The following is an 18927-nucleotide window of genomic DNA, read 5'->3' as shown; positions in this document are numbered from 1 at the left end:
GACCGAGGGGTGCCTATATACTATACTTAGAACGTTATGCTATGTACGGATATTATACTATGAGGTGAAGGCATGTTTGATCGTTTACAGTCTTTAGAAGACAGATATGATCGGTTGAATGAATTATTAAGTGACCCGGATATTATTAGTGACACAAAGAGATTGCGCGAGTATTCCAAGGAGCAGTCTGGTCTTGAGGACACAGTTCAAGCGTATCGTGAATATAAGGAAGTTTCTGAGCAATTAAAAGATGCAAAAGCAATGATGGAAGATAAGTTGGATGATGAGATGTATGCAATGGTGAAGGAAGAGATTTCTGAGCTTTCCTCGCAAAGCCAAGAGATTGAAGAACGTTTGCATATTTTGCTTCTTCCTAAGGATCCAAACGATGATAAAAACGTAATTGTTGAAATCCGTGGAGCGGCTGGTGGAGACGAAGCACAGCTGTTTGCTGGAGATCTGTACAAAATGTATCATCGCTTTGCAGAAGCACAAGGTTGGAAGATCGAAGTGATGGAAGCAACGACTACAGAGCTTGGTGGATATAAAGAGATCATCTTTATGGTAAACGGGACTGGAGCTTATTCTAAGCTGAAGTATGAAAATGGGGCACATCGTGTGCAGCGTGTTCCTTCAACGGAGTCTGGTGGTCGGATTCATACGTCTACTGCAACAGTTGCGGTCCTTCCAGAGGCGGAAGAGGTTGAAGTAGAAATTCATGAGAAGGATATTCGTGTGGATACATTTGCTTCAAGTGGTCCAGGTGGACAGAGTGTAAATACAACCATGTCTGCCGTTCGTTTGACGCATGTTCCTACATCAACAGTTGTGTCGATGCAGGATGAAAAATCACAGATCAAAAACAAGGAAAAAGCGATGAAGATCTTGCGTGCTCGTGTATTCGATAAGATCAATCGTGAAATTCAGGCTGAATATGACGAAACGCGTAAAACAGCGGTTGGAACAGGTGACCGTTCTGAACGAATTCGTACCTACAACTTCCCGCAAAGTCGGGTAACGGACCATCGTATTGGTTTAACGTTGCAAAAGCTGGAGCAAATTTTGCAAGGTAAGCTAGATGAAATCATTGATACACTCATTATGGAAGAGCAGTCTGAGCTTATGCAAAGGGCAGAAGACTAAGATGGCTACAAGCCGAACGATACATGAAGCCCTCCGTTGGGCTTCTTCTTTTTTGGAGGAGAGGAAGCTTGAGACAATGGCTGGTGAATGGCTGCTCCGCCATCATCTTGGCGTCGAACGGGCTGGTTTGTTTGCTCGTTTTCAGGATGAGATTCCTGTGACACTATTTGAGGCTTTCCAACAGGATGTGTACATGCTTGCAAAAGGCTATCCCGTTCAGCATCTGATTGGACATGAAGAATTTTTTGGTCGTCCATTTAAGGTGTCAGGCGACGTGCTCATCCCAAGACCGGAGACAGAGGAATTAATTATTGCTGTGTTGGAACGCAGGAAAGTCTTATTTGGTCATGCAGAACTGGAGGCGGTTGATGTTGGCACTGGTAGTGGAATTATTGCCACAACTCTTTCGCTTGAGGACAAATGGCTACGTCTTTCTGCTTCTGATCTATCCGAAAAAGCACTGGAAATGGCAAAACAAAATGCAACTGAACATCAAGCTGACATTACCTTTTACCAAGGTGATCTGTTAGAACCATTTATACAAATGGGAAAGCAATTTGACATCATTGTCTCGAACCCCCCGTACATCCCTGAATCAGATCGAGAGTCACTCGCCATACATGTACGAGAGCATGAACCGGAGCTCGCGTTATTTGCAGGTCGTGACGGTTTAGATTGTTACCGGAAGCTAACACATCAGCTAAAACAAGTAGTGAAACCGCGTGCGCTTGTTGCATTTGAAGTAGGAGCAGGGCAAGGTGAAGCAGTAAGAAAGATGCTACAAGAGGCGTTTCCGAATACAGATACCGAGGTCCGATTGGATATAAATAAAAAAGACCGCATCGTGCTTGCATATGGAAATTTTGTCGAAGAGTTATAGGTTTAGCGCCAGATCATCCCGACCACAATAAGGGGGAAGGGATGGTGCTGGTCATGAAACCACAAGCTATTATTTATCTATTATTCTCTTTTTTTGTTTTATTAATCAGCTGGGAAGACCAAGGAAACCAGGCAATTGCTGCATTCCACCAAGAAGTTAGTCAAGAGGATGCGATACGTCTTCGTATTTTAGCAAATAGTGATTCGATTAGCGATCAAAAGCTTAAACGTGAGATCCGTGATAAAGTGAATGCGTCGATTACGGAATGGGTAACCGGTATTGAATCCAAAGAAGAAGCAATGACGATCATTAACTCGAAGATAAATGAAGTAGAAGCGATTGTAGAGTCTGAGCTTACTAATCAAGGGATTAAGCAATCCTATGAAGTAGGATTTGAACAAGTTGATTTTCCTACCAAGCTTTATGGGAACCTGGTGTACCCTGCAGGAGAGTATCAAGCCGTATTAATTACGCTTGGGTGAAGGAAAGGGAGAAAACTGGTGGTGTGTGTTGTTCCCGCCTTTATGTTTTATTGATATGGATCAGAGTGAAGCTGTTCCAGCAGAAAATGTTGAAGCTGAAACACAGCCTGAAGAAGAAGTAGAGGTTTCGTTTTTTGTAGTCGATTTTTTCAAAGGATTGTTTGATACATTGTTTGGTAGTGATGAGACAACTACAGTTGCCAAGAAGCAGTAATACTATAGACAAGCCCTGCATAAGATGGTGCAAAGAGTGAAAAAGGGGCGAGTTGTGTATGACAATGGTATTCAGACAGGCTCAGGATCGAGATCTACTATATATTCAACGACTTCTTGCAAGGGCGGGACTTCGTGAAGATGATACTAGGAATATTACTAGCTATTTTCTTGTAGCTGAAACCATAGATAATGAGATTGTAGGTATTATTGGCCTTGAACCTGCAGGCGACTATGGGTTATTGCGCTCACTAGTGCTTGAAACGGATTATTTTACACCGGCAAAAGGCATGGGTTTCCTAGAAGCAGCACTTGCTTATGGGAGAAAACTTCAACTGAAAGAAGTATTTCTCATAACAAAACAGGCAGGAGCGTTTTTTGAACAGCTTCATTTTAGAGAAATTGAACAGGATGAGGTACCAACAGAGATAAAACGATTATCACATTTCCAGCAATTTGAGAATAAAGGTGTGTCGATTTTTGCCTGTGAATTACTCGAACAATCATGTGAATAAATCGCAGAACTGACGGCTTATCTACAGGTTATCCACAGGTGTGGGTAACCTTGTTCGTTGTATACGAACGGGTGTTTTTATTTGATTGTAGCTACGAAATTAGTAGCCTGTAACCCTTATCATTACTAGGGATTTGGTCACTTTTTAAAGGAAGTTGACAAAAGAGAATGCACATCTCAAAATGAGGAGGATAGGAGCTGTGATATGAGTTATATACAGACAAAACGTTGGAATGTGAATAAGTCAATGAATCTTCAGAATAAAGAGAAATACCTGCAAGAAGCCGCACAATGGATTAAGCAAGGAAACGTGGTTGCGTTTCCAACCGAGACGGTTTATGGATTAGGAGGAAATGCACTGGATTCAGATGCGGTGAAAGAGATTTTCCGAGCAAAAGGTCGTCCGAATGACAATCCGCTCATTGTGCATATTGCGGATCGAGCACAGTTGGATGAATTAGTAACGGAAATACCTGAAGTGGCTGAAAAGCTAATGAAGGCTTACTGGCCGGGTCCATTAACGCTTATTTTTAAAGCAAGTGATCGGGTTCCATCTGATGTTACCGCCGGGTTAGATACTGTAGCCGTGCGAATGCCGTCACATCCGGTTGCTCGAGAACTACTTTTAAAAGCGGATGTGCCAGTTGCTGCGCCGAGTGCTAACCTTTCAGGTAGACCAAGCCCAACAACAGCCGACCACGTGTGGACTGATTTAGCGGGCAGAATTGCTGGGGTAATCGACGGAGGACCAACCGGTGTAGGTCTAGAATCAACCGTGCTCGACATTAGTGGTCAGCACCCGGTCATCTTTCGCCCAGGTGGAATTACACTGGAGCAGATCGCAGAAGTTGCGGCGGATGTTGAACTGGACCAAGCCTTGGTTACAGAAGGACAAGCTCCAAAGTCTCCAGGTATGAAATATACACACTACGCGCCAAAAGGAAGTCTAACGCTTGTCCGTGATCCAGATCGGATTCATGAGTTGGTTGCCAGTGAGACGGCGCAGGGTAATCGTGTCGGCGTACTTACAACAGAGAACCGCCAGCACAAATACAAAGCCGACTTTGTATTTGCCTGCGGAGCCGATGGAGACCTGGCTAAAACCGCAGCCCTGCTATACAATGGCCTGCGCCAATTTGATGATCATCACATTGATGTCATCTACTCAGAAGTATTCCCTGAAAGTGGAGTCGGAGCCGCGGTCATGAACCGCTTGCTCAAGGCGGCGGGAGGAAGAATTATAGAGTGAAAGTAGAAAACCGGCCGAGTGCCGGTTTTTTTGCGTGGGGAGACTAAGTGAAATGAGGATAGGCCTATGAGCGGAAAGTGGAGGTCAATGAGCGTAACGAGGCCGCCATGAGCGGAAAGTGGAGATTCATGAGCGGAGTCAGGCCGTCATGAGCGAAAAGCGAAGACCAATGAGCGGAACCAGGTCGCCATGAGCGAAAAGTGGAGATGTATGAGCGGAACCAGGTCGCCATGAGCGAAAAGTGGAGATGTATGAGCGGAACCAGGTCGCCATGAGCGAAAAGTGGAGATGTATGAGCGGAACCAGGTCGCCATGAGCGAAAAGTGGAGATGTATGAGCGGAACCAGGTCGCCATGAGCGAAAAACAGAGATCCATGAGCGGAACCGAGCCGCCATGAGCGAAAAGCGGAGGTCAATGAGCGGAACCAGGCCGCCATGAGGGGAAAGCAGAGATCCATGAGCGGAACTAAAGTGTCGTGCTCCACCCCACCTCATCAAAAAATAGACAACCTCTCACATAGGTTGTCTATTTTGGCTTGGGCATGCATACATTCAAATAGCATGTTCGGGGAGTGAGTTAACAATGAGTGAATTTGTGACGATATTAATTATGTCAGCTGCGCTTGGCATGGATGCGTTTTCGGTGACGCTTGGAATGGGAATGCTTGGGGCTGCGTGGTCGGCAGATTTTTCGGATTGGGTTAACCATTGGATTGTTTCATGTAGCGATGCCGCTTTTGGGCATGGCTGCGGGAAAATGGCTTTCGCTCTATTTTGATATGGTCGCCGTTTATATTGGCGGGGGGCTGTTGTTTTTAATTGGTCTTCAAATGATTTTGTCTGCGTTTTCTACGGAGGATAATTCTTTTTTGAAGCCGGTTGGATGGGGGCTAGCTGCTTTTGCGATTAGTGTGAGCTTGGATAGTTTTTCTGCTGGTTTGAGCTTTGGGATTTTAGGAGCGAAAACGATTTTGACAGTGTGTCTAATTGGACTAGTTAGTATGATATTGTCGTGGCTAGGTCTGATGATTGGCTCGCGTTTTCAACAGTATATTGGCATCTATGGAGAGCTTCTGGGTGGCTGTATTCTTATTGGATTCGGTGTGAAAATTATGTTTCCACTTTAACAGACGAGAGATGGTAGAATAAGGGCAACACTTTATTTAAAAAGGAGCTGTCTAAGTTGAAAAACATCTTATTTGTCTGTACGGGAAACACATGCCGGTCTCCGTTGGCGGAGTACCTACTAAAAGAAAAAGCTGGTGATCAACTTTCTGTAAAATCTGCAGGGGTAACGGCCTGGCCTGGTGTGCCGATCTCTCAGGGTACGGCGGATGTGCTAGATCAACGAGGAATTAGCCATCAACATTTTTCGCAGTCTGTATCGGCTGAATTAGTCAGTTGGGCAGATGTGATTTTGACGATGACATCTAGCCACAAAGAGATGCTTTCCATCAAACATCCAAATGCATCTGGAAAAGTGCACACGTTAAAGGGATATGCAGCAACAGGCGGAGATATTGCGGATCCAATTGGTGGTCCAAAAGAAGAATATGAACAAGTAGGGATTGAACTTGAGCAATGTATAGATGAGTTGCTTGAGAAATGGAAAATGTGAGCGTAAGGGGATGTTGAGTTGGAAAGGGAAAAACCTTCGTATCGTTTTAGTCTCCGTAAGAAGCTAGTACTCGGAGTTAGTGGCTTAGCACTGGTTACTTATGGAATCAGTTCTTTATTTATCTTTGTCCTATCTGATTATTTTTCTGAATGGTTAGGATTAAATAGTGAGATCTTCACCATTTTGACTCTTATTGCAGGTGTTGTGTGGACAGGTATACTCTGCTTTTTCGCGGCGGGTTATATCACTAAACCGCTTAATCGTCTGGAAGCATCAGCAAGGAGAGCTGCGGCTGGTGATATTCAGGAGGATGTCATCATTACAGGATCCGATGATGAGATTCGAGCATTAGGCGAAGCGTATAATGAAATGCTACTTAATTTGCGACAAATGGTTCAGGATATAGATTCTAGTTTTTTGGCAACAGAGCAACGAGTGAGTGATATGACACAGTCTTCTGAACTGGCTTCCTCACGAGTGAAAAAAATGGGAGAAACACTTCAATCCATTTCCGAAGGGGCGGTTGGTTCAGCAGAAGTCAGTCGTAAAAATGCTGAATCAATGAATGAGGCAAAACAAATTGCAGAGCAAGTGAAAAGTCGTGCAGACCAATCTCGCAATTCCTCCAAGCAACTGGTTCACAACCTTAGTGAAAGCAGAACGGTTATTAAAGGCCTAGTTGAAGGAATTCGACTGTTAGCCAACAATAATCAAGCATCACTAGGGGCTGTAAAAAAATTAGAGAAACAAGCTGGTGAGGTGGAACAAATTATTTCACTTGTTGGTGAAATTGCTGGTCAGACAAATCTTTTGGCGTTAAATGCCTCGATTGAAGCGGCTCGTGCTGGAGAACAAGGTAAGGGATTTGCCGTTGTGGCCGAAGAGGTGCGTAAGTTAGCCGATGAAAGTGCACAAGCTGTTGCCGATATTACAAATCTTGTACATACCATTCAGACAGAAGTGAAAAATGTGGTCCTGCAGATTAGCGATCAAGTAGCTGAAGCGAATGAGCAATCCAAACAAGGTGAGGAAACGAGCCGGGCAATGAAAGAAATGACCCGTTCCGTAGACGAAGTGGCTGCTGTTATTTCTGATATTACTGGCATGGTTGATAACCAAATGAAAGCCATTCAAGTAACTGCAAAAGCCTCTCAGGAAGTGGCTGCAATCGCGGAAGAAACATCACGCGATTCATCAAGTGTTACGAAGCTTGCAAATGAGCAAACAAGTGTCATTGCTGACACGTCAAAAGCCGCGCAGGAATTATCTGTTCAGGCGAAGAGATTGAAGGCAACGATCGAAAGGTTTACAATATAACTACATCTAAAGAAAACGCCTATCTGAATGAAGGCGTTTTTTTTATAAACCAATCTTATAAAGGTGGTAACCTTGATGAAAATTGCAATTGCTTCAGATCACGCAGGAGTGGATTTAAAAGAGAGTATTAAAGAAGTAATCATTGAACTCGGACATGAGTGTGAGGATTTTGGTCCAAATTCAAAAGCATCTGTTGATTATGCCGATTATGCTTTCCCAACTGCTGAAAAAGTAGCAGATGGAACCTTCAATCGAGGCATTCTCATTTGTGGGACAGGTATTGGTATGTCCATTTCAGCGAATAAAGTAAAAGGGATTCGCTGTGCGCTTGTACATGACTTATTCACGGCAAAAATGACACGTGAGCACAACGATAGCAACATGTTAGCAATGGGAGAGCGAGTAGTTGGTCCTGGTATTGCGATTGAAATTGTTCGTACTTGGTTACAAACCGAATTTGAAGGTGGACGACATGCGAATCGTATTGAAAAGGTGTCTAAATACGAATGTTAGGAGCGGCTTATGAGTAAATTATCCGAGACAATTACATTCTCTCTCTCAAAGCTGCTTGAAGATCTACACCAAGCCAAGTCGCTAACTACGGGGGATTTGTTAGTCATAGGCACAAGCACAAGTGAGGTCATCGGCGAGCATATCGGCACAAATGGTTCTGAGGAAGTAGCTACAGCTATTTACCAAACGCTTTTGGCTTACAAAGAAAAAACTGGTGTTGAACTAGCATTTCAGTGCTGTGAGCACCTTAATCGAGCACTTGTGGTAGAAGCAAATTCTGCTAGAACGCGTGGGTATGAACCAGTGTCAGCTGTTCCGATTCGTAAAGCGGGAGGAGCGATGGCTGAATATGCCTTCTCACAAATGAACTCTCCGGTTTTAGTCGAATCCATACGTGCAGATGCGGGAATTGATATTGGCGATACATTTATAGGCATGCACTTAAGACAAGTAGCCGTGCCTGTTCGAAGTCAAATCAAAGAGATTGGGGCGGCCCACGTAACAATGGCGATTACCCGTCCTAAGTTAATTGGTGGAATAAGAGCTGTATACGAATAAGTAAAAACAGAATGATTTTCACGAATTTCACCAAATGTTACGGAAATACTCTTAATTATATGATAGTATATAGTTGAATCTTTAAAGAAATAGTCTAAAACCGAATGAGAGCGGTTTTTGAGAGGGGAATGGGTAATGGAGAATCTAAAGAAGCAAGATCCGAAAATTCTAGAAGCAATTAATTTGGAGTTAGGTCGTCAGCGCGACAAAATTGAATTAATTGCCTCAGAAAACTTTGTTAGTGAAGCGGTAATGGAGGCTCAGGGTTCTGTATTAACAAACAAATATGCAGAGGGTTACCCAGGTCGTCGCTATTACGGTGGTTGTGAATATGTTGACATCGTAGAAGAAGTGGCACAAGAACGAGTAAATGAAATTTTTGGTTCCGCTTATGCAAACGTCCAAGCCCCACTCAGGAGCCCAAGCGAATATGGCTGTGTATTTTACAGTGCTTGACCAAGGAGATACTGTACTTGGGATGAACCTATCTCACGGTGGTCACTTAACTCATGGTAGCCCTGTAAACTTTAGTGGTGTTCAATATAATTTTGTTGAGTATGGTGTCGATAAAGAGACTCAACTTATAGATTATGATGTTGTTCGTGAACTAGCAAAAGAGCACAAACCAAAAATGATCGTTGCAGGAGCAAGTGCGTACCCACGCGAAATTGACTTTGCAAAATTCCGTGAAATCGCCGATGAAGTTGGAGCATTTTTAATGGTTGATATGGCGCACATCGCAGGTCTAGTAGCAGCTGGATTACACCAAAACCCAGTTCCACATGCCCATTTTGTTACGTCAACAACTCACAAAACCCTTCGCGGACCACGCGGCGGAATTATTTTGACCAACGAAGAAATTGGTGAAAAATACGGCAAAGCACTAAATAAGTCGATCTTCCCTGGTATTCAAGGTGGACCACTCATGCACGTTATCTCCGCTAAAGCCGTTGCATTTGGTGAAGCACTTAAACCAGAATTTAAAACATATGCACAAAATATCATTGATAATGCAAAACATCTTGGAGAAACGCTGAAATCAGAAGGCATTAATCTTGTTTCAGGTGGATCAGATAACCATTTATTATTAATGGACCTTCAATCTCTAGAACTTACTGGAAAAGTAGCAGAAAAAGCACTTGACCACGTAGGTATTACAACAAATAAAAACACGATTCCATTCGACCCTCAAAGCCCATTCGTAACAAGCGGTATCCGTTTAGGAACAGCTGCTGTTACATCTCGTGGTTTTGATGCTGAAGCAATGGAAGAAGTCGGTAAACTCATCGCATTAACATTGAAAAATGTTGATAGCGAAGAAGTAGCCGAGCAAGTTCGCACACGTGTCGCGAACCTAACAGCAAAATACCCAATGTATCCAAACCTATAAAACAGATAAAACCTCTTGTACCGCATGTTGCGGGGCAGGAGGTTTTTGTAAAGAGTAAAAGAAATAAGGAATAAAAATGCCCATTTTTATAACAGATTGAAGGTTTGGGGATTTGGCAAGAAGAATAATGGTGGGATCAAGACAATATGGAATTTTAGCCAGAGCCGGAGGACGATAGCAAGCGGAATGAGCACCGGATCAAGAAGGACGGATGACATAGCAAGAGGTAGGGTGCGATACCAAGAGAGAAGCACTTATAACCAAGAGCAGGGACCTAAAACGAAGAACTTATGTATCTTAACTAAGAGGAAAGAGCAATTTACTAAGAACGGCACCGCCACACCAAAAGCCAGATCCTCTTACCAAGAGTTTCCGCGCCACACCAAGAGCCGTCGCGCATTACCAAGAACTTCTCCACCTCCACTCCGCCCCAAAAAAGTATTCAGACTTGAACAAGGAGCTTGTTTCCGCTAGAATGCTTTAAGGAAAGTCCAATAAAAGGAGCGATTGCCATGAGTAAAGTATATGTTTTTGATCACCCTCTAATTCAGCATAAGTTATCATACATACGTGATAAGGAAACGGGAACGAAGGAATTTCGTGAGCTGGTTGAGGAAGTTGCGGCGCTGATGGCTTTTGAGATTACACGTGATTTACCGCTTGAGGAGACAACGGTTGAAACACCTGTTGGGCCAGCAAAAGCGAATCGGATCGCAGGGAAAAAACTTGGGGTTGTACCGATTTTACGTGCGGGTCTAGGGATGACGGATGGTATTTTGCGCATGATTCCAGCTGCTAAGGTTGGACATGTTGGTTTGTATCGTGATCCAGAAACATTAAAGCCGGTTGAGTATTATGTGAAGCTGCCAAAGGATGTGGAGGAGCGTGACTTTATTGTCATTGATCCGATGCTTGCAACGGGTGGTTCGGCGATTGATGCGATTACGAGTATTAAAAAGCGTGGAGCGACAAGTATTAAGTTAATGTGTTTGGTTGCTGCTCCTGAAGGGGTTAAGGCTTTGAATGAGGCGCATCCAGATGTTGATTTGTATTTAGCGGCTATGGATGAGAAGTTAGATGATCATGGCTATATCGTGCCTGGTTTGGGCGATGCTGGCGACCGACTTTTTGGTACAAAATAATAGATGGAACTAAAAGATTTCGAGCGAGATACGTTTCGCGCGAGGTCTTTTTTTTGTTCCCATTTTTCTCCCGAGTAAAAGGTGTATAATGCGTGGCTCACTCCCTCATACTACATAGGATACGTAACGCAATGGAGGTGAGAGTATTGAAGAAAATCCGAATTTGGCTGTTACTTTTTTTATGTGTAATCAGTCCTTCGCCTGTAGTTGCAGAGGTGTTATATCCTGATCTTCCTGCGCAAACGACTGTAATAGAGCAGGAGCAGGCAGAGCAGGCGGTGGTTATAGTAGGGGCAAAGCAGGGAAAACTTGATGAGGCGCTAGCTGAGGTGTCCGCACAAGTGCCAGGCAGTGTCATTCGTAAGAAGTTTTCCACATTATATAATGGCTTTTCCATGAGTCTTTCCAAAAAAGATTTGGATACAATTAAGCAGATTGAACATGTGGAGCGAGTGGATGAAATTGCGACTTATCAAGCTGCACTAGAAGAGAGTGTGCCTTTTATCGGGGCGGGTTCTGTCCGGGGCATGTTGGATGAATCGGGACATAGGCTGACGGGTGAGGGTGTAAAGGTAGCGGTCATTGATACGGGGATTGACTATACTCATCCTGACTTGGTGCGGAATTATAAGGGCGGTTATGACATCATTGATTCTGATTTAGATCCAATGGAAACGCAGGCCTCTCAGGGTCCGCCAACGTTACATGGAACACATGTGGCAGGCATTATTGCAGCGAACGGCAGAGTTCAGGGTGTGGCTCCTGAGGCAGAAATTTATGCTTATCGTGCACTTGGACCAGGTGGTCAAGGCACAACGGAACAGGTAATTGAGGCGATTGAAAAAGCGGTTGAGGACGGAGTCGATGTTCTAAATTTGTCACTTGGGAATACCGTGAATGGGCCTGATTGGCCAACGAGTTTGGCGCTGGATAAAGCAGTTGAGCAGGGAGTTGTTGCTGTGACGTCAAGCGGAAACAGTGGCCCGGCTATGTGGACGGTGGGTTCACCAGGGACTGCGCAACAAGCGATATCCGTTGGGGCATCCGCACCCCCAATGCAAACACCATATATTACGATCCCAAGTGAGAGTAAGGAATTAGAGTTAAATGCTCTTAAAGGCACGGATCGCTGGACGCTGAGAAGGGATTTTGAATATGTTTCAGCTGGTTTTGGAATGGGTGATGACTATAAGGAGCTTGAGGCACGAGGTAAAATTGCCGTAGTGAAACGTGGGCGAATTTCATTTGAAGAAAAGGTGGAGATTGCGCAGAAAGCCGGCGCAGTTGGTGTGTTGATTTATAATAATACATCAGGTCCGTTTGTTGGTGGAGTGGAGAAACGACACTCACTGCCAGCAGGAACATTAAGTCAAGAAGATGGGGAATGGCTGCTCGAAAAATTAGATTCGACTCATTCATCGATTCTTCGTACGATGTACAGAAAAGAACAAGATTTCTTAGCGCCGTTTAGTTCGCGTGGTCCTGTGACGTTTTCATGGGAAGTGAAACCAGATCTTGTTGCACCGGGGATGAGCATTGATAGCACGGTTCCTGGTGGCTATACGGGACTTGATGGCACGAGTATGTCAGCGCCACATGTAGCAGGTGCGGCGGCGCTCCTTGTGCAAGCTCATCCGGACTGGACACCTGAACAAATAAAAGCTGCCTTGATGAATTCAGCGAAGCAACTGTTTAATAAGGAAGGCGATTTGTATGCGCCGCACGAGCAAGGGGCAGGTCGTCTGCAGGTAAATAAGTCGCTTGAATTAGATACATTGGTGTACCCAGCTGCAATTACGTTTGGAAAATGGTCGAAAAATGATATTCGTGAGAAACGATCGGTAACCATTACCGTCGAAAATCAAAGTGATCAGACGAATACGTACCATATTGATCCGCCTTTTGTGTTGCTAGATGGTATGGAGTGGCACGCACCACCAGCTGTGACACTAAAACCTAAAGAGAAAAAAGAAGTCACACTTTCTCTAGATTTGATGCCATCTATTTTAGGTGAAGGCATTCATTATGACCATATTAAGATCACAGGTGGCAAGGAAGATATTTTACTACCCTACATTTTATTTATGGAGGAACCAGATTATCCAAGAGTCATGGCTTTTCAATTTGTGCACGGAGATAAACCGAATTCCTACAGATATGAATATTATCTTCCTGGAGGAGCAGAAGAATCGGGGATTGCGTTGTATGATCCTGACACGTTTCAATTTATTACGTACCTTGAGACGAGAGATTACTCAGACCGGGGCATGGTTCAAGCAGAAATAACAGATGTGAGCCTTCCACCTGGAACGTACAAAGCATTAGTGTTTGCAAAACAAGAAGGACGTCAGGATATTATTGAGTCTATGATACAAATTGACGGAGAATAGCGAAAAACTTCTCAAGAGAAAGCGTTTTCTCTTGAGTTTTTTCATTTAATTAAGTATGCTTATTAGGTGCGTTATGGAAAATCTTGCAGACATTATGACGGATGTGTGAACAATCGTGACCAACTTCTGTACCCCCTTTTTTTCATGGCAAAACACCGTTGACACAAGGGTTTCGCTATTGTACGATAACTAGGGACAAATGGTAAGGGTTACATATAGACATTAGTTTTTTTGTGTCTGGAGGCAAACATGCCGAAACAAAAATCTAACCTTTGGAAGACAGCGGGATTAGTTTCGATGATATCCTCTTGCTTGGTTGGAGGATTAGTAGGTGGCGTATTTATCGGGTTATGGTTAGATCGTCAACTAGGAACAATGCCTTGGTTTCTAATCATCTTCCTGTTTGTTGGACTCTTAACAGGCTGTTATGGAATGTATAAGGTAGTTCAGCCTTTTTTAGGAGACGATGAACATGACAGGTGAACTCGAAACAAATATGAAGAGATATGCGACGATACTTGGTGTATGCGCCGCTATTTGCATGGCTGGGTTTATCATTAGCCCATTTCATATCTTGTTTCTAAGTATTTTTGCTGGGTTGGTTGCAGGGCTTGTGAATCTTTTGTTGAACTTTGTTGATGCAAAAATCATAGGACATGTCGCCTTGAAGCAGAACCGTACGATGTCATTGCTTGTAGGATTGAACGTTATCGTTCGAATGGTTTGTCCAGTAGTCATTATTTATATCGCAATTATCTTTCCACAATGGCTAGATGTACTATTTGTTTTGGTAGGCTTTTCTTCGGTATACGCTATGCTATTCATTGACAGCGTTCGAAAATTTATTTTTAAAGAGAGGTGATGGTGTGTGGACCATGTAATGGCCAAATGGGAAATATACGGACTTACTTTCCATGCCTCAACGATTGTAATGTCGTTTGTCGCAAGTTTAATTATATTTCTGCTTTTCTTTATTGGCACCCGTAATTTATCTGTTCGTCCTGGCAAACTTCAGAATTTCTTGGAATGGACAGTAGATTTTTGTCGAAACATTATAAAAGCAAATATGAGTTGGGAAGTCGGCGGAAGATTTATTGCTTTAGCAGTTACACTTCTATTCTACGTATTTGTAAGTAATATGCTAGGGATTCCATTTGAAATATATAACAAAGAAACTCATGAGGTTTGGTGGAAATCTCCAACTTCCGATCCCGCGATGGCTCTTTCTCTTTCTGTTTTTGTCGTATTGCTGACACATATCTATGGCTTACGTATTAATGGAATGAAAGGATACTTAAAAGGCTACATAACACCTGTTTGGGTGCTGCTACCATTTAAGATCATTGAAGAAATTGCAAATATGCTAACACTAGGTATGCGATTGTTCGGTAACATTTACGCTAAAGAAATTCTTATGATTTTGATTGTTGCTTTCGGTACGTCTGGATTTGGAATTGAAGGCGCTGGTTTCATGATGAAGTTTCTATCTGGAGCAGCAGCAATGGGTCCTCTTGTCATTTGGCAAGCATTTAGTATCTTTATTGGAACATTACAGGCTTATATCTTTGTGATGCTAGCAATGGTTTATATGTCTCATAAAGTAGAAGCACATTAATTCTTTAACACCGTCCGTTTTTCGGACAAACTATATATATAAAAAACTATATTACTAGGAGGAACATGAATTATGTTATTTTTAGGTATTGCACTTGCAGCTGGTTTTGCTGCTATTGGTGGGGCAATTGCGGTTGCTATCATTGTTAAAGCTACTCTTGAAGGTGTAACTCGTCAGCCAGAACTTAAATCAACACTTCAAACACTTATGTTTATTGGTGTACCATTGGCTGAGGCTGTTCCGATCATTGCGATTGTTATCTCAATCTTAATGCTATTTGGTATTGGTGGTTAATTAGTACGATCGTATAATAATGGCGACTGTGTTCATGTTTGAACCTTCGCCATTCCTTATGTATAGCGACGAAAGGAGTACAAAATCATGGGTGGATTAGTAATACCATGGGGTTCAATTATTTTTCAATTACTTGGTTTTATCATTCTCTTAGCGTTACTTAGCAAATTTGCTCTAAAGCCACTTCTTGGAGTAATGGAGCAACGTGAAAAGCTTGTAAATGATCAAATTGACTCTGCAGAACGTAATCGTAAAGATGCGGAAGAACTTCTTAACCAGGACAACGTGAAGAATTAAACAATGCAAAAAAAGAAGCTCAAGGAATCATTGAAAATGCTAAGAAATTAGGCGAGCAACAGGGGCAGGATATTCTTAAAACCTCTAAAGAAGAAGCTCAGCGTATGAAAGATACAGCTATTGCTGAAATCCAAAATGAAAAAGACCAAGCTGTTGTGGCTCTTCGCGAACAGGTCGCGTCTTTATCTGTCTTAATTGCTCAAAAAGTAATTGAGAAAGAATTGGATGAAAAAGCTCAAGAACAGTTGATCCAAGACTATCTTAAACAAGCGGGCGAAGAGCTATGAGCAACCAAGCGGTAGCAAATCGTTACGCGGTTGCTCTTTTTCAATTGGCCCAGTCAAAAGGTACACTTGAAAAAACAGGCGAAGAGCTAGAAATTATTCAATCCGTTATAAAGAGTACGCCAGAACTTGTAAAGACAATCAACCACCCAAAGGTTACATTAGTAACGAAAAAGGAACTGGTTCGTAAAAGCTTTTCAGGACAAGTAGGGGCAGATGTTTTACATACACTTCTTCTTTTACTTGAGCGTCAGCGTTTTTCAATTGTGTCTGACCTATCTAAGGCGTTTACAAAATTACATCATGATTTATTAAATATCGCAGATGCAATGGTGTATTCTGCAAAACCTTTAACAGATGAAGAGTTAAAGCAAGTTGAGCTTGTGTTTGCGCCTAAAGCAGGCAAAAGCCGTCTCATCGCAACAAATAAGGTAGACAAAGAGCTAGTTGGCGGAGTGAAAATCCGCATTGGCGATCGTATATATGACGGCAGCATCAAAGGTCAGCTGAACCGTCTGGAACGAAACCTGTTAGCAGGAAATCGGTAGCAAATATCGATAGTAGTAAATATCGGTAGCAATCACTAAAGGGGTGAATCAAAATGAGCAGCATTAAAGCTGAAGAAATTAGCTCGCTGATTAAACAGCAAATTGAGAACTTTGAAGCAAATGTTGAAGTTCAAGACGTTGGTACAGTTATCCGCGTTGGGGATGGAATTGCGTTTGCTCATGGTCTTGAGAACGTAATGGCTGGTGAATTACTAGAATTCTCGAATGGTGTCATGGGTATGGCTCAGAACCTGGAAGAGAACACCATTGGTATTATCATTCTTGGCCCTTATCTTGGTATTCGTGAGGGTGACGAGGTTAAGCGTACTGGTCGCATCATGGAGGTTCCAGTAGGACCAGAACTTCTTGGTCGCGTTGTAAACTCTCTTGGTCAGCCTGTTGATGGACTAGGTCCAATTAACACAACAAAAAGCCGTCCAATTGAAGGAAATGCACCTGGTGTAATGGATCGTAAATCGGTTCATGAACCACTACAAACAGGTATCAAATCAATTGACTCAATGATTCCAATTGGTCGTGGCCAACGTGAGCTTATCATCGGTGACCGTCAAATTGGTAAGACTTCTATTGCAATTGATACAATTCTTAACCAAAAAGACCAAGACATGATCTGTGTATACGTTGCGATTGGACAGAAGGAATCTACTGTATCAAACGTGGTAGAAACACTTCGTCAACGTGGAGCACTTGATTACACAATCGTTGTAACAGCTGGGGCTTCTGATCCAGGCACCAATGCTTTACCTTTCTCCTTACACAGGGGTAACGATGGCAGAGGAGTTCATGTACGATGGCAAGCACGTACTTGTAATTTATGATGATTTATCTAAACAAGCGGCTGCTTATCGTGAAATGTCCCTATTGCTTCGTCGTCCTCCAGGTCGTGAGGCATTCCCAGGGGATGTATTCTACCTTCACTCACGCTTACTAGAGCGTGCAGCGAAGCTAAGTGACGATAAAGGCGCTGGTTCAATTACAGCTCTACCATTTATCGAAACACAAGCTGGTGATGTATCAGCATACATTCCAACAAACGTAATCTCGATTACAGATGGTCAAGTATTCTTACAATCTGACTTGTTCTACTCAGGTGTTCGTCCAGCTGTTAACCCAGGTATCTCGGTATCTCGTGTTGGAGGATCTGCTCAGATTAAAGCAATGAAAAAGGTAGCAGGTACGCTACGTTTAGATTTAGCTTCATATCGTGAGCTAGAAGCATTCTCTCAATTCGGATCTGATCTAGATGCAGCTACTCAGGCGAAACTAAACCGTGGAGTACGTACTGTTGAAATTCTTAAACAAGATCTTAATAAACCAGTTCCAGTTGAGAAGCAGGTAGCTATCCTGTTCTCGCTAGTAAATGGTTATATAGACGATATTCCGGTTAAAGATGTTCTTCGTTTTGAAGCTGAACTATTCGCATTTTTGGACCTCAACAAAAAAGACTTGCTTGGATCACATTCGTACAACAGGTAACCTACCTGATGATGGCGACTTTAGAGCAGCTATTCAAGAGTTCAAAAAAGGTTTTAACGTATCTGATAGCTAAGCAGATAAACCCAAGTTTTCAATAAAGGTGGTGAGAGATTGGCTTCTTTACGTGATATAAAAAACCGGATCACTTCTACGAAAAAAACAAAGCAGATTACGCGCGCTATGCAAATGGTTGCGGCATCTAAGCTTAACCGCGCACAGGAAAAAGCACAGGCTTTTAACCCGTACGCTGCAAAAATCAAAGAAGTGGTATCAAATATGGCTGCAAGCGGCACCGATGCTACGCACCCACTACTTGAGGAACGTCCGGTTAAGAAAACAGGATATATTGTCATTACATCTGATACTGGCCTAGCTGGTGGATATAACAGTTCCCTTATTCGCAGGCTGACTAAAACACTTAATGAGCGTCACAACTCTACGGATGAGTATGCTTTAATTGTTATCGGAAGAATTGGTCGTGACTTGTTAAGAGGAAGAGGACTTCCAATTATTCAGGAAATGATTCAAGTTCAAGATCAGCCCGAGTTTAGTGATATTAAGAAACTAGCTAGTACAACAGTGGATATGTTTGCTGATCAAGTATTTGATGAGTTATACATCTGGCATAACCACTTTGTAAATCCACTATCTCAGGTTCCAACAGAGAATAAAGTATTACCTTTAGCTGGACTTGTAGACGAGTCAGCTAGTTCAAATGCAAGCTATATCTATGAACCTAATGAGCAAGCCATTCTTGACCAATTGCTTCCTCAATATGCAGAGAGCCTAATCTTTGGTGCACTGCTTGATGGGAAAGCTAGTGAATTTGGTGCAAGAATGACAGCCATGAGTTCTGCAACAGATAATGCAAACTCTATGATTGATGACTTAACACTTTCCTATAACCGTGCACGTCAGGCGGCTATTACGCAGGAAATCACAGAAATCGTCGGTGGAGCAGCCGCTCTCGAGTAGACTGTTGC

At 42.9% G+C, this 18927-nt stretch carries 18 protein-coding genes and 4 pseudogenes; all 22 read left to right on the top strand.

Features of this window, described 5'->3' with window-relative positions:
* The first annotated feature begins 72 nt into the window (after nt 1–72).
* Nucleotides 73–1143, top strand: a complete 1071-nt coding sequence (gene prfA / locus NDM98_RS11040; protein ID WP_251607465.1) for a peptide chain release factor 1 — start codon at nt 73–75, stop codon at nt 1141–1143.
* A 1-nt stretch (nt 1144) separates the two neighbouring features.
* Nucleotides 1145–2023 carry a peptide chain release factor N(5)-glutamine methyltransferase gene (prmC, locus tag NDM98_RS11035; protein ID WP_251607462.1) on the top strand — a complete coding sequence of 293 codons (879 nt, stop codon included), beginning with the start codon at nt 1145–1147 and terminating at the stop codon, nt 2021–2023.
* A gap of 53 nt (nt 2024–2076) precedes the next feature.
* The gene (locus NDM98_RS11030) at nt 2077–2505 is read left to right on the top strand and encodes a stage II sporulation protein R (protein ID WP_251607459.1); all 429 of its coding nucleotides are present in this window, start codon (nt 2077–2079) and stop codon (nt 2503–2505) included.
* Between the two features lie 25 nt (nt 2506–2530).
* A complete protein-coding gene (locus NDM98_RS11025) occupies nt 2531–2719 on the top strand; it encodes a hypothetical protein (protein WP_373370405.1) in 189 nt (62 codons plus the stop codon).
* Between the two features lie 58 nt (nt 2720–2777).
* Nucleotides 2778–3233, top strand: a complete 456-nt coding sequence (locus tag NDM98_RS11020; RefSeq protein WP_251607453.1) for a GNAT family N-acetyltransferase — start codon at nt 2778–2780, stop codon at nt 3231–3233.
* A gap of 204 nt (nt 3234–3437) precedes the next feature.
* Nucleotides 3438–4481, top strand: a complete 1044-nt coding sequence (locus NDM98_RS11015) for an L-threonylcarbamoyladenylate synthase (protein ID WP_251607450.1) — start codon at nt 3438–3440, stop codon at nt 4479–4481.
* A gap of 583 nt (nt 4482–5064) precedes the next feature.
* Nucleotides 5065–5608: pseudogene (locus NDM98_RS11010) on the top strand (manganese efflux pump MntP).
* 56 nt (nt 5609–5664) lie between these two features.
* Nucleotides 5665–6099, top strand: coding sequence for a low molecular weight protein arginine phosphatase (locus tag NDM98_RS11005; protein ID WP_251607447.1), 435 nt, complete (start codon nt 5665–5667; stop codon nt 6097–6099).
* 18 nt (nt 6100–6117) lie between these two features.
* Nucleotides 6118–7416 carry a methyl-accepting chemotaxis protein gene (locus NDM98_RS11000; RefSeq protein ID WP_251607444.1) on the top strand — a complete coding sequence of 433 codons (1299 nt, stop codon included), beginning with the start codon at nt 6118–6120 and terminating at the stop codon, nt 7414–7416.
* Nucleotides 7417–7491: 75 nt separating this feature from the next.
* The gene (gene rpiB / locus NDM98_RS10995; protein WP_251607441.1) at nt 7492–7929 is read left to right on the top strand and encodes a ribose 5-phosphate isomerase B; all 438 of its coding nucleotides are present in this window, start codon (nt 7492–7494) and stop codon (nt 7927–7929) included.
* Between the two features lie 9 nt (nt 7930–7938).
* Nucleotides 7939–8487 (top strand): TIGR01440 family protein, encoded by a 549-nt coding sequence (locus NDM98_RS10990; protein ID WP_251607439.1) that lies wholly within the window; start codon nt 7939–7941, stop codon nt 8485–8487.
* A gap of 135 nt (nt 8488–8622) precedes the next feature.
* Nucleotides 8623–9877 (top strand): annotated as a pseudogene (gene glyA, locus NDM98_RS10985) (serine hydroxymethyltransferase).
* A gap of 512 nt (nt 9878–10389) precedes the next feature.
* Entirely contained in the window at nt 10390–11019 is a 630-nt protein-coding gene (gene upp, locus NDM98_RS10980; RefSeq protein WP_251607436.1) for a uracil phosphoribosyltransferase, read from the top strand.
* Between the two features lie 137 nt (nt 11020–11156).
* Nucleotides 11157–13409 (top strand): S8 family serine peptidase, encoded by a 2253-nt coding sequence (locus NDM98_RS10975; RefSeq protein WP_373370404.1) that lies wholly within the window; start codon nt 11157–11159, stop codon nt 13407–13409.
* A 249-nt stretch (nt 13410–13658) separates the two neighbouring features.
* Nucleotides 13659–13892, top strand: a complete 234-nt coding sequence (locus NDM98_RS10970; RefSeq protein ID WP_251607433.1) for an AtpZ/AtpI family protein — start codon at nt 13659–13661, stop codon at nt 13890–13892.
* On the top strand, nt 13882–14271 hold the full coding sequence (locus NDM98_RS10965; RefSeq protein ID WP_251607429.1) for an ATP synthase subunit I: 390 nt from the start codon (nt 13882–13884) through the stop codon (nt 14269–14271). Before NDM98_RS10970 ends, NDM98_RS10965 begins: the two co-directional genes overlap by 11 nt.
* Before the next feature lie 6 nt (nt 14272–14277).
* Nucleotides 14278–15024 (top strand): F0F1 ATP synthase subunit A, encoded by a 747-nt coding sequence (gene atpB / locus NDM98_RS10960; protein WP_373370373.1) that lies wholly within the window; start codon nt 14278–14280, stop codon nt 15022–15024.
* A 72-nt stretch (nt 15025–15096) separates the two neighbouring features.
* Nucleotides 15097–15318 carry a F0F1 ATP synthase subunit C gene (gene atpE, locus NDM98_RS10955; RefSeq protein ID WP_251607426.1) on the top strand — a complete coding sequence of 74 codons (222 nt, stop codon included), beginning with the start codon at nt 15097–15099 and terminating at the stop codon, nt 15316–15318.
* 87 nt (nt 15319–15405) lie between these two features.
* Nucleotides 15406–15902: pseudogene (gene atpF, locus NDM98_RS10950) on the top strand (F0F1 ATP synthase subunit B).
* Entirely contained in the window at nt 15899–16447 is a 549-nt protein-coding gene (locus NDM98_RS10945; RefSeq protein ID WP_251607423.1) for a F0F1 ATP synthase subunit delta, read from the top strand. Before atpF ends, NDM98_RS10945 begins: the two are co-directional and overlap by 4 nt.
* A gap of 53 nt (nt 16448–16500) precedes the next feature.
* A pseudogene (atpA, locus tag NDM98_RS10940) lies at nt 16501–18017 on the top strand (F0F1 ATP synthase subunit alpha).
* A 38-nt stretch (nt 18018–18055) separates the two neighbouring features.
* Nucleotides 18056–18919: an ATP synthase F1 subunit gamma gene (gene atpG, locus NDM98_RS10935; protein ID WP_251607420.1), complete on the top strand. Its 864-nt coding sequence runs from the start codon at nt 18056–18058 to the stop codon at nt 18917–18919.
* Nucleotides 18920–18927: the final 8 nt, after the last annotated feature.

The organism is Alkalicoccobacillus plakortidis (genome assembly GCF_023703085.1).
Lineage (GTDB): Bacteria > Bacillota > Bacilli > Bacillales > Bacillaceae_D > Alkalicoccobacillus > Alkalicoccobacillus plakortidis.
The sequence above is the reverse complement of the archived record's forward strand: the minus strand, read 5'-3'. Positions and strand labels throughout refer to the sequence as shown.

Bases quoted from the DNA above. Each gene is read 5' to 3' on its own strand.
- NDM98_RS11030 (WP_251607459.1), top strand. From the start codon at position 2,077: ATGAAACCACAAGCTATTATTTATCTATTATTCTCTTTTTTTGTTTTA.
- NDM98_RS10965 (WP_251607429.1), top strand. From the start codon at position 13,882: ATGACAGGTGAACTCGAAACAAATATGAAGAGATATGCGACGATACTT.
- rpiB (WP_251607441.1), top strand. From the start codon at position 7,492: ATGAAAATTGCAATTGCTTCAGATCACGCAGGAGTGGATTTAAAAGAG.
- upp (WP_251607436.1), top strand. From the start codon at position 10,390: ATGAGTAAAGTATATGTTTTTGATCACCCTCTAATTCAGCATAAGTTA.
- atpE (WP_251607426.1), top strand. From the start codon at position 15,097: ATGTTATTTTTAGGTATTGCACTTGCAGCTGGTTTTGCTGCTATTGGT.
- prmC (WP_251607462.1), top strand. From the start codon at position 1,145: ATGGCTACAAGCCGAACGATACATGAAGCCCTCCGTTGGGCTTCTTCT.
- prfA (WP_251607465.1), top strand. From the start codon at position 73: ATGTTTGATCGTTTACAGTCTTTAGAAGACAGATATGATCGGTTGAAT.
- NDM98_RS10970 (WP_251607433.1), top strand. From the start codon at position 13,659: ATGCCGAAACAAAAATCTAACCTTTGGAAGACAGCGGGATTAGTTTCG.
- NDM98_RS10945 (WP_251607423.1), top strand. From the start codon at position 15,899: ATGAGCAACCAAGCGGTAGCAAATCGTTACGCGGTTGCTCTTTTTCAA.
- NDM98_RS11020 (WP_251607453.1), top strand. From the start codon at position 2,778: ATGACAATGGTATTCAGACAGGCTCAGGATCGAGATCTACTATATATT.
- NDM98_RS11015 (WP_251607450.1), top strand. From the start codon at position 3,438: ATGAGTTATATACAGACAAAACGTTGGAATGTGAATAAGTCAATGAAT.
- NDM98_RS10990 (WP_251607439.1), top strand. From the start codon at position 7,939: ATGAGTAAATTATCCGAGACAATTACATTCTCTCTCTCAAAGCTGCTT.